This window comes from Paenibacillus agaridevorans (assembly GCF_003112455.1).
GTDB lineage: Bacteria > Bacillota > Bacilli > Paenibacillales > Paenibacillaceae > Pristimantibacillus > Pristimantibacillus agaridevorans.
In genome coordinates this window covers 186377-198739 of the sequence record NZ_BDQX01000430.1, presented here as the reverse complement: position 1 = coordinate 198739, position 12363 = coordinate 186377, and the positions used below count along the sequence as shown (strand labels likewise).

The window sequence follows — 12363 nt, the reverse complement described above, 5'->3', positions numbered from 1 at the left end:
GAAAATATGAAAATAAACAACAACTATATTATGAGGATGCTTTTTTCATATCTACCCATTCTGTGTATGACAATCGGCGTACTGATCTTTATTTTTTTTGCGATTATCAACCAATTTAACGTAAGAAACGCCTTGCAAGCCAATCATTTGACAGCCGAGTATATTACGAACATGGTTGACAGCTCTCTTAAAAATATTTCGTTGGACACGCAAAAAATGATCGGGACGGGGGGCAGCTTGGAGCCGTTTCTTGAAACGCCATCGGATAAAACATTGGACTTTGAGGCATCGAATGCATTAAGCCAGCTGATGGTTCGTTATGGTCTAATCGATTCCGTTTATTTATACCGGGCACAGGACGGCAAAGTGCTGGATCAGAGCAATCTGCGTCCGTTAGATCAGTTCGCGGATCAAGCTTTTGTCAGAGGGGTATTGGATCAGGCGTATACGGGAGTTTGGTCATCGCCTCGTCTGAAAGAAAATCTAGTCCAGCATTCCGCGTCAAAGGTTCGCGTCACTTCATTGGGGTTCAAGGTTCCGCGTGATACAGGAAGTCTTGGGTATCTGATCGTTAATGTTAAAATAGCATCGCTTCATTCCTTTATAGGGGAAATGATCGACCGGACGATTACAGATGCGCAGTTGTATGATGCCAAGGGGAATTCTTTTTTTGAAACCGGGCAAACGCCTGCAACCAGGAGCAGACTCAGTGCAGACGTCGTGTCGGATTATACCGGATGGACATACCGGATTAGCATTAAAGGCGGGCAACTGCTCGATTTTCTATTCCGCGGTAGCACGATGTGGGTCTTATTCGGAATAAGCGCTATTGTTCTTGCGATTGGCTCTATGTTCTATGTCACACGTCGTCATTATAAGCCCATTGAATCCATTCTGCACCGGATTGAACGTTTCTCCATTCCTATTAAAGCAGCGGAGTCCAAAGGGAAGGGAAACGAATTTGCTTTTATCGACCAGGCAATCGAACGGTTGATTACGAAAAACATGACCTTTCAGGAGCAGCAGCAAGAACATATGGTCATTCGGAGACAACAGTTTTTGCAAATCCTCCTCAAGGGCGAGTATAAAGAAGATCCGTCCGCCTGGGAACAGGAATGGCAGCATTTCGGACTTTCGTCTGGCCACTTTATCGTCGCGCTTCTTGAACTTGATCATTATGTGCAATTCGGGCTGAAATATAGTCCGGGCGACCAGTCTCTGTTTAAGTTTATCGTAAGCAGCGTAGCGGTTGAAACAGCCGAGCAGAACGGACTAAAAGTCGTCGTCGAGTGGATCGCCAAAAATCAGCTTGTCATTCTTTTGATCTCTAAAGAAAGCGTCGGGTTGGAGCATCGTATTCTGCACCTCTCGGAACAAATTCGCTCATGGGTAGAGGGACATCTCGACTTCACAGTGACGATAGGCATCGGAACTCCTGCTGATGATGAGGCTTCCATAGCCCGTTCCTACGAGGATGCTGAGGCGGCGGTCAGTCGCAAGGTATCTGTCGGAGTCAATCAGATTATCGACTCCATAGAAGTGACAGGAAAATCGAATGGAGAATGGTTCGAATATCTCGAGATCATCCGCACGATAGTCCGCCAACTCCGTATGTTGGAGTCAGGCTGGCAGAATGAGCTTAAGCGTTTATTTCATGAAATGACCGTTCAACGTCTGGGCAAGGATGACGTGAACCGCCTCATGCACTACTTTATTTTTCATCTTGAATATGAGCTTGACGCTGCATTGCCCGAGGCGATGAAATCGTGGCAACAAGAGGGGAAATCGCGTCTCATTGCGGCAGCGGAACAATTGGACACGCTGGGTCAACTGGAGCAGGATTTCGTAGTCACATTGGTGCAACTCTCGGAGCATATCGAGACGTTCTCCCAAAGCCGGAGGCATAACGCCCTGATGAGAGAGATCCGCGATTACGTCTCGGAGCATTTCATGGATCCCAATCTTTCTCTCACGCTTCTCAGCGACCGTTTCCAGATCAGTCCGAAATATTTGAGCCAGCTGTTCAAGGAAAGCATCGGACAAAATTTCAGTGAATTTCTTATTGGACTGCGAATCGACTATGCCAAGAGATTGCTGAGGGAAACCGATATGACTGTACAATATATATCCGAAATGATGGGTTATGCGAATCCCACGTCTTTCATACGCGTATTCAAAAAAATGGTTGGCCTCTCTCCAGGGCAATACCGGGAATCTCTTCTGATAGACCGCACACCGAATGAATAGTCAAATCGTCAACGTCCAGATACTTTCATCTGGACTTTTTTTGTGAAACAACAATTCGGACAGCCTTTCGGATTGCGGCTCATGTCCGGAAAAAAGTCTATTGTGCCATGCACTCTTGAGTTCTTATAGTAGACATACATTTGATGAAAGGATGTTGATGGTATATGACTCAGATTGACCCATTAAAGCTGGAAGGAATCGTATGTATATATGCGGCGATCGAGCTTCATTCTCCGCTTCAATATACGTTAAGCATATTGCAACGGGACTTAGAAAAGGTATTAGATACAAAGCCCGTAACGGTCGCGTCGTCGGATGAAGCCAGGTTGATTATCCGGTTAGCGGAAGAGCAAGATAACTGCCCTAATCGGCCAGAGGCCTTCAGTTACCGTTTCAGTAAGGTCAATAATCATGTTCAAATGATGATTATCGGCCGCGATGAGCTTGGGATGGTGTACGGCATATTGGAGTTTACTCGCCGGTTCTTAGACATTCAACCCTTCTGGTTTTGGATGGACCAAACGATCGAGCGACGCAGTGAAATCCTCATTTCATGTGACAGCTACGACTCGCCAGAGGCGAAGGTTCGCTTCCGTGGCTGGTTCGTGAACGATGAAGTATGCCTGATCGGATGGAAGAAACCTTACCCACCGAGTCGCGAAGTTTGGGAGCCCGTGTTTGAAGCGCTGCTTCGTTGCGGAGGAAATATGATCATACCGGGCACGGATCTGCCAAGAGACGGCGTACATTATAAACTTGCCGCAGAGATGGGCCTTTGGGTCACGCATCATCATGCGGAGCCTCTTGGCGCGGAAATGTTCTTAAGAGCCTTTCCCGGTCGAATGGCCAGCTACCAGCAGGAGCCGGAGCTGTTCGAGAGCTTATGGCATGAGGCGATCGAGGAGCAGAAGGAATGGAAGGTGTTGTGGGTATTGTCCTTCCGCGGGCAAGGTGATGCGCCGTTCTGGATGAACGATCCTTCATTCGATACGTCCGAGAAGCGCGGCGCCATGATCAGCAAAGTCATTAAGCGTCAATACGACATGATTAGCGGCAAGGTAGCGAACCCGGTCTGCTGCGTAGCTTTGTACGGCGAAATCTCCGAGCTTTATAAGGGCGGGTATATCGAATTGCCGAAGGGTGTCATCAAGATTTGGGCGGATAACGGTTACGGCAAGATGGTTTCGCGAAGACACAATAACCTGAATTATCGGGTTCATTCGCTTCCTTCGACAGATGACGACGGAAAACACGGCGTCTATTATCATATAACGTTTCATGATTTACAGGCATCCAATCATTTAACCTTGTTTCCGGGGTCTGCCGCATTTCTGAAGCAAGAAATGGAGAGCGCCTTTGCAGCCAGAGCCAGTGAATATGTGCTCGTGAACAGCGGCAACATCCGTCCCCACATCTATTCATTGGATATCATGCGGGAGCTTTGGCTTGCCGGCGAGATCGAGGTTGAACGGCATCTGGAGCGATTTGTTAACAGTTATTACTCCGAACAACATGAGGATCTGGTTGATCTCTACCGAAGCTATGCGGAATCAGCTACTCCTTATGGTCCTAACGAAGACGATCTCGCCGGCGACGAGTATTACCACCACCCAGCTAGACAGATCATAGGCCGCTGGCTGCAGGGGAATGACGCGGACCCGGATCCAAGATTAATATGGGCTACGGGAGAAGTTCCGTTTGCCGATCAAGTAAGAGGCTTTGAAAAGCGTCTGGAGCCCGCAATCGGTAAGTGGAGTAAATGGCTAAACCTATGTGACTCCGTGCTTTTTAAACTGGGAGCGGACGACCGACGCAGAGCTATCGACCAATTGCGTTTTCATGGAGAATTGCATCTGTCAGGCAGTGAGGGCTTCTACTGGCTTTGCCGGGCTTACCGAGAATTTGGTGCTAAGCGATATCCGCAGGCCTTTGTCTGCGCTTCTGAATCGTTGTGGTGTTATAGCAGAGGGCTTGCCGCCTTGCGAGAATCTGAGCACGGGAAATGGAAGAACTTCTACCAGGCGGACTGGCTGACGAACATTTCGAGTACAGTGCAAAATGTCGATACGCTGCGAAGATACATTCGGATGCATGGAGACAGTCCAGATTTCTTCCTCTGGTATAAGGAATATCTCATGCCGGAAACAGAAAAGCATATCTACTTGGAAAACACGCATCGTAATCCTTTATCCGACGATGAACTCGCTAATCAGTTGAAACAGTATTTCTCGATTGCAAGCAATCATGATCTTTAGCTAAGTAGCCGTTTTGCCGGTACCCGGTAAAGCGGCTTTTCTGCTAAAAATGACTTTATTCCGCCCGAAATGAACCGTTTTCTGCTTGTCTCTCTAGCCGGGCCAAGCATTTTAGAATAGGGTGCATGGGCAGAAATGAGACTATTGTTCCTTTGGAAAGCTCCCTCTATAGTGAAAATGACCCAGGGATCACTAAACGGATAAAAAAGGAGTGGGAGGCAGCCGAAACATGAGAGATAGTAAGTAAAGAAGTATGTTTGAAAGCGCTTTACCTTGTTTGTGGTTCATTTGACATTAAGTATGCTAGTCGCTATTCCGAATAGGGGGAATATTCATGTGGAAACAAATGATGTCCTGTTTACTATCTGTGACGCTATTATTTTCAATAGTTATCGCGAGCCCAGTTGTTGCTGTGTATGCACAAGAAGTGAAAGCAGAGGGAGCTAACCTGGGATTTGAATCAAATTTAGAGGGCTGGAATGCAAATGGCAATGTCACGATACAAACGAGTGGCGGAAAGAACGGTAAGTCAGCTTTACTGAGATCAGGTTCTTCTTTAAGCAAAACGGTCACTGGAATCCCGCAGGGTAGTTACACAGTTAGCATGTGGGTAAAAGGGGCGACGAGCAGCAACTCCGCCAACTTATCGATTCGAGAAACAGGCGGCCCTGATTCTGTACTTCGCATCGATACATTGATTGACTCCACTACATGGAGGGAAATAGCACATAGGAACGTACTGGTTTATAACGGTCAAATGACGATTCATGTAAATGCGGGAACTTCAAACGGACTCCAAATCGACGAGATGATCATTACGCTTGATTCAAATGATTATAATCCGTTACAGAACTGGAGCTTTGAAGAAGGACTTCAAGGCTGGCAAACAAAAGGTAGTGCTGCCATTGATACACTTCAATCTGATACAGGCGCGAATGCAGTGAAACTAGCTGATCAGTCTGAGGTTAGTCAAAAAGTATCGATAAAACCTAATACCGATTATATTGCGACAGTAAGGATGAAAGTGGATGAGCAAGACAAGTTCAAATCAACAAAACAATATAATCTAACCGAATCATCCGTGTTTGGCGTCTTTGTAGAAAGGGAATCGTTAGGGAATCGTGTTAATCTTGGCGTCAGAGGAATGGACGGCGTTGTTTTGCGGCAAGCTCCTGCCAGTACCGAGGGGTATGCACTTGTCACAATTGCATTTCGCACGGGAGAGGATCAGTCAGAGGTAGAGCTTTATGCGAATACGATATACGATCAAAACTATCTCGACTCTGTGACCGTTTATGAAAATATAGATGAGGACCATCCCTATCCCAATGGATGGAAACGGCCGGATTTCACAGAAACGGAAAACGCTCACCCTGCAGACGATTGGAAATCGAACGGCAACAAATTTGCTTATGTCGACAATTTTAACGTATTTGAAATAAACAATGATTATATCAAAGGCGCTGACATGACGCTTCTACAGGTTATAGAGGACAGTGGAGGGAAATATTTCGCGAATGGCGTACAACAGGATGCATTGCGAATTCTGGCCAATCATGGCGTGAATTCGATTCTGACCACGGTATGGATCAAGGCGGGAAATCCGGTTTATGACTGGAATACTTTAACTCCACTAACTACTCAGGCCGTAGGATATGATGGAGAAGTGGTAACCGGCCGACAAGTCGTAACCGGATACTTCGGGAAAAAGCATAGCGTTGCTATTGGCAAACGCGTTACCGAATTAAATATGACCTATACGCCTAGCTTCCATTATAGCGATACATGGATTAGCGCGGCCAAGGCACACATGCCTTATGAATGGATTGAAAAGGATTATGTTGGGAAGCTGTCCAATCCCGATATTGGGATGCTGGAGACGGCCGTTTATAACTATGTTTACGATACGCTTAGCGAAATGAAGACTGCGGGCGTCGATATCATTTCCGTGAAGCATGGGAATGAACAAGATGGCGGCTTGCTATTCCCGGTAGCAATGGGTTCGAAATACAATGAACATGCTGCCATTATTACAGCTTCTACTCGCGCGGCAAAAAGCGTTTATCCCGGAGTCATTCACACGATACATACGAATACGGGGTACAATGCAGCGCAAATCTCAGGTTTTTTCCAGGCTTTCGCGAATCGCGGCGCCGAATTTGACGGAATGGCTTTTTCGCTTTATGGAGGACGGGAAACGACCGGCCAATTCATCATGATGAACGCTGCGATGCAAAATAATGCAACAAAATTCTACGACTATATTAACGTGGAAACAGGTTTCTCATTTACGCGAGAGTCCCCCATTACGGATACTGAAAGCACGATGGCATTGACGCAATATTACAGTGCTTCTCCGTCAGGCCAGTACAATTTTTTATTGGATTATATACAGGCCCCGCTCGATATGCCCAATCCATACGGCACAACAAGAGGCTTTTATTATTGGAATGCAGAGCCAATCGCGATATACGGAGCCGGCCACAAAGCTGGAGAAACAGCTGGGGGTAGTAAACGTATATTGTTTAACAATGGAACGGAAAGCATAAAAGAAATGGGCAGTTCGCAGAGCGGTAAACCGGGCGATATGATGGACAGCATGTTTGCTTTTCTGCATAGGGGACATTCAAAAAAAACATCGGATGCCGTATATAATCCGTTGAGGTATAATGGCACGAATTATGAAGTTGAAGAAGTAACCGACCTAACCTTTTCCAACAACGACTTGACTTTGAAAGTTGGCGAAATCAGCCGCTTACAGCCTACAATCGCTCCAGTGGACAAATTGCTTAAGGATTACAAGATTCGTTACACATCAGATGATCCCACTGTAGCCGAAGTATCGAATTACGGTTTTGTGAAAGGCAAGTCTGAAGGTACAGCCCTCATAACGGCAACTATTGGAAGCATCTCCAAATCTGTAACGGTGACTATATTAGAAGCCGATCAGGCCAGCGATATTCAAATTTCCTATGAAGTCATAAGAAATAGAAGCAGCATTGATTCGGGAATCATATCGGCAGGGACTACGATTAATGCGAAACCATACGATAAGATCAAGTTTAAAACTGTACTTGCTGGCAATCCCACCGATAAAGCCGTTGTTTATGCCGTATCCGATCCTGAAGTCGCCTGGTGGTATGGCGACACTTGGGAAACCGATGACAGAGTCATGCGTACGCTTAACGATAAGCTCTCTTCCTCCAAATTGGAACCAGTGGTTCAGTTGAATCCCGCCAAAGGCGGAACGGTTACGGTTACTGCTACATCAAGCGATGGAGCTGCTGCCGTGAATTTTAGTGTAATGGTAGCTCAAACGGATGTTGCGGAGGTATCCATCCATCAAGAGGACAGTTTGGTACGCGCTGGGAGGAACTTGCAGTTAGCCGCTTCCATAACTCCTAATGATGCATCCTTCTACAAGGTGAATTGGCTTAGCGATAATGAAAATATTGCTAAAGTGGATTCAAATGGATGGGTTACCGCCATTACCCCTGGTGTCGTAAAGATAACGGCTATTTCCGATTCGAACCCTACCATAAAGGACTCTATTACGATCACTGTAACAGACGTATTGGTGGAACAAATCCTGCTCTCCAACAATAAGATAGGGATACTCGTAGGACATAACAAAACACTCGTTCCTATGTCGCTGCCGGATAATGCAGTGAACAAAAATGTTGTATGGCGTGTGAAGCCGGGAGATGAAGGGATTATTTCCGTCGACCACAATGGTACTGTGACTGGGCTGCAGGAAGGTTCGGGTACAATTATTGCGACTTCGGCGGACGGTAGCGGTGTAACCGCGGAGAGTGTGGTAACGGTAGTGAAGCAGCCTATTTCTCCAGTTGCTATGGGGTTGTCGGCTAATGAGCTGTGGATAAAATCCAATTATTTTTCTCCTGATTCGGCGGGTAAAGGAGAGATAAAGCCTGTTAATCAATTGGTAGCCGTCTTTTCACCCGAGGAAGCTACAAATACTAGCGTTGTCTGGTCCTCTAACAATGACGCGGTTGCTTCAGTTGACGCAAATGGCATCGTAACCGCCCACAAGTCTGGTGTGGCCGTGATTACAGCTGAAGCTTTGGATGGAGGATATACTGAAAGCGCTACAATTTACGTGCCAAATATTAGTGACGACTGGGAGAACTACGAACTAGGCTCTAAAGGCGGATTTACGGATAGCCATACATTTGCGTATGAAGTGGTTGATGTGGACGGAGATAAAAAAATGCAAGCTGCCGTTAAAAGTCAACGAGGCAACGGAGCGCCACCTACGCTAAGCCGGAGAATGTTTACGCCGGTAAGCGGCGATCAAGTGGTTGTTGATTTTGATTGGAATGTAGGGTCTTTCACACCGGATAACCGGTCCAGGGGCGCACATATTTCACTCGAAGATGCAAGCGGTAATACGTATCTGGCTTTAGCCACGTATCCTAGCATATCCGGCACGGATTATGAAATGACATTTTACATGTATAATGGCTCAACAGCAATGCCAACAAGAAACGGGGATGTCAATGGAATTTTCAATTACATCCACGGGGGCGGCGGAGCTGGTGGAACGTATTCCGATACGGCTAATGTAGGTCACGGATTAAAAGGAGCAAACAAAGAGTACAATGTTCGGGTCAAATTGGATTTCAAAGCCCGAACGATCAGCTTTACCGTGACAGATAAACAAAAATCTGACATTATCGCTACTGTATCGGACATCGTTATGGATTCCAGGGTTAGCTACTCAAACAGCATAGGTGCGTTAGCCTTTTCGCATTATTTCAACTCCCTAGCATCATGGACGACGACGATTGATAATTTGGCTGTGTATACGACATCCATACGTCCAGAAAAAATTGAATTTGACGTGCAAGCGATAAACAAGAACGAAAGCGAAGGGATCAAGCTGGTTCCGGTCAGAGGGGCTTTGAGCGCTACCGCGAAGATCAATGCGCGCGTCATTCCGTCCGTAACAGATCAGAACCTTGTGTTCACGCCTCTCGGAGATTTAGCAGATAAGCTGGCAATTGAATCGGACGGTACAATTGGCTTGAACGAAGCTTTATTCGTTGACTATGGCAACTACGAGGCGATTCAAAGCACTACTGACTACATTCGAATTTCTTCGTTAAGCACGCCTGAAGTCTACGAAGATGTGAAAGTCACAATAGGGAGACCAAATGCTTCTGAAGTGATCCAGGTGTATGCGGATGGCGAGGAATACCTTGGCCCCGTAGAGCTGGCAGTAGATGCGAAGCCTAAGTTGACCTTCATTGCCACAGGGGGAGACGGCACTTCTGATATTTATTCTTACAATTGGAAGGTAACATCAGGGGATGCAACAATAAATGAGCAGGGCGAACTATCCGCTGGGTCAACGGGACAGGTAACCGTTACTTTTACGCTGGATTTCTTCCGCAAAGAAGAAACGCGTACATTGGTATTTATCTTTACAGATGGAGAGGAGCCCAATGCCGTTGTATTAAACGATCCCGGTTACCCGATTTCCAAAGGCAGAACGGTACAGTTGGAGGTTGAAGCATCGAATCTGCCGTTGCAGTGGAACTCTGATAATTCGTCCATTGCGACTGTAAATGAGATAGGGGAGCTGACAGCAGTCGAGAGCGGTACTACAGCCATTACCGTCAAAGATGCCCTAGGGAACGAAGACGCTATTCTGATTGAAGTAACCGAGGATATTTCCTCGTGGTATGATTATCAGGGAGGCTTGGTGAGCGCTACAGCATCAGCGACCAACCTTGGACCAGCCAATCCTTTAATCAATGCCCGCACCATGTCCTATCGGGATACGGCGTGGTCACCTGGCGGGAACACGGAAGCTTCATGGAACCTCGACCTTGGCGACATTGGGACGCTAACAGACATTTATATGGTTTCGTGGGCGCCACAGCGGTATACAATCAGCGTGTCGGAGAATGGCGCAGATTGGGAAACTGTGGTTGATCGCAGTGACGATTTCCATGGTGAAGCGTTCGATGCGGCAAGACAATCGGATAACTCGAACGGAATCCGTTACAGAGTATCGGAAGTAATACCCCCAGAGACGAATACAAGATTTATCCAGCTGACCGTTCTTGAAGCGCAGGGCAGCGGCTGGATTGGAGTCGAGGTCTTCCAAGCTAAAGGAGGATTCGGGCCATCTACATCTGAGCCTAGCGATGTGCCAGTAACAGGGGTAAGCGTCTCTCCAACGGAGCTGACGTTGACGGAGGGAATCACCTCACAACTGTCGGCAATGGTAGCGCCGGCGAACGCGACCAATCGAGCCGTAGTCTGGAGCTCGAGCCAATCGGATGTAGCGGAGGTAAGTACGAGCGGCCTTATTGTAGCGAAACAGGCAGGAATAGCTGTTATCACCGTGACAACAGCTGATGGCGCGTTCACAGCGACAACACAAGTCACCGTACAGGCTGCTGGCAATAATGGCTCCTCCTCGTCAGGCGGTAATTCTACGTCTCCTTCAAATCTGGACATCATCGACGGGAAAGGAGTTTGGACAACTGCTCCGGATGCTAAGGGAAATATCAAGGTCCAGTTGACCGAATCCGAAACGGTCAGCATCCTTAAGGAAAGCAGTAATGAGAAATTTAATATTCAGATTAATTCAGATCACCTTGGCGCTTTTCTGGATCTGACTTTGCCTGTTCAACGACTGTTGGTGGGGCCTGAGCGTATCTCTACCATTGTGGTTGAGTACGGCACGGTAAGAATTGAAATTGACGTGGACGAGAGCTCCAAAATTTTGACCAGGGAGAGCCAACAATTGCATTTCACCTTGCGTATGGTTGATTCGAAAACGTTGTCTACTGAAGCGGCTGCACAAATCGGCAACCATCCGGTATACGATCTCAGTCTTCTGATCGATGGACAAACGCCAATCTTTGCCAACAATGTTAAGGTCAATTTTTCGTACACCCTTCAAGCAGGTGAAGTACCAAGCAATTTAGTAGTTTATTTCGTAAACGATAGTGGAAAGCTGGAAGTCGTTAAGAATAGTCAATTCAATGCCGAAGCGAAAGAAATAACGTTCCAGCCGAAGGATTTCAGCTATTATGCAATCGCGTATGTGCCAGACCTGTTTGAGGATTTGGAAACGGTGCCGTGGGCAAGAGAGATGATTAAATCTCTGGCCGCCAAACAAATTATTGAGGGAGCATCTGCACAATCCTTCCTTCCTAATCGTGCAATCACCCGTGCTGAATTCCTGAAGATGATTTTGAAGGCACTGGATTTGACATCATCATCTCAATCACCCGTTGATGCATTCGAGGATGTCAATTCAGACGACTGGTATTATGAAGTGGTATCGGCCGGATATCGGCTCGGTATTGTCAACGGAAAGTCTGATCAACATTTTGGGGCTAATGATGCCATTACACGGGAAGATATGGCGGTCATGATATTCCGTTCCATTCAGATTGCGGGAACAACTAGTTTCAATCATACAAATACTTCGGCGACATTTGTAGATCATAGTACCATATCCGATTATGCGTTCAAAGCAGTAGAAAGTCTTCAAGCTATCGGAATTGTGAATGGGATGGATGACGGCGCATTCTGTCCGAAGCAGCTAACCACCCGTGCACAGGCAGCAGCTGTTGTCTTTCGTTTATTGAATCTAAAATTCTAAATTTTTTCAGACCTCACATCGAATGCTTCATGGGATGTGAGGTCCCTTTTTTGTCAATACAATTGAAAGAGGGCTATACCTGGGATCATTCTACATCTAGGAGCAGTTTGCCTGAGCGGCGGCTGCTCCTTTTTTAAGCTATTAAGGGCAGGATAGCGAAACAATTAAAGACTACTAACGTTTATAAGTAAACCGCGACAACGAATGGGAGTG

Annotated in this window: 3 protein-coding genes; all 3 read left to right on the top strand. The window is 46.6% G+C overall.

The genetic code is table 11. The features are described from left to right. The first annotated feature begins 6 nt into the window (after positions 1-6). Positions 7-2247 carry a helix-turn-helix domain-containing protein gene (locus PAT3040_RS32975; RefSeq protein WP_108996003.1) on the top strand — a complete coding sequence of 747 codons (2241 nt, stop codon included), beginning with the start codon at positions 7-9 and terminating at the stop codon, positions 2245-2247. Between the two features lie 164 nt (positions 2248-2411). Further along, on the top strand, positions 2412-4502 hold the full coding sequence (locus PAT3040_RS32970) for a glycosyl hydrolase 115 family protein (RefSeq protein ID WP_108996002.1): 2091 nt from the start codon (positions 2412-2414) through the stop codon (positions 4500-4502). A 334-nt stretch (positions 4503-4836) separates the two neighbouring features. Further along, positions 4837-12150, top strand: coding sequence for an Ig-like domain-containing protein (locus tag PAT3040_RS32965; RefSeq protein WP_108996001.1), 7314 nt, complete (start codon positions 4837-4839; stop codon positions 12148-12150). The last annotated feature ends 213 nt before the right edge of the window (positions 12151-12363 follow it).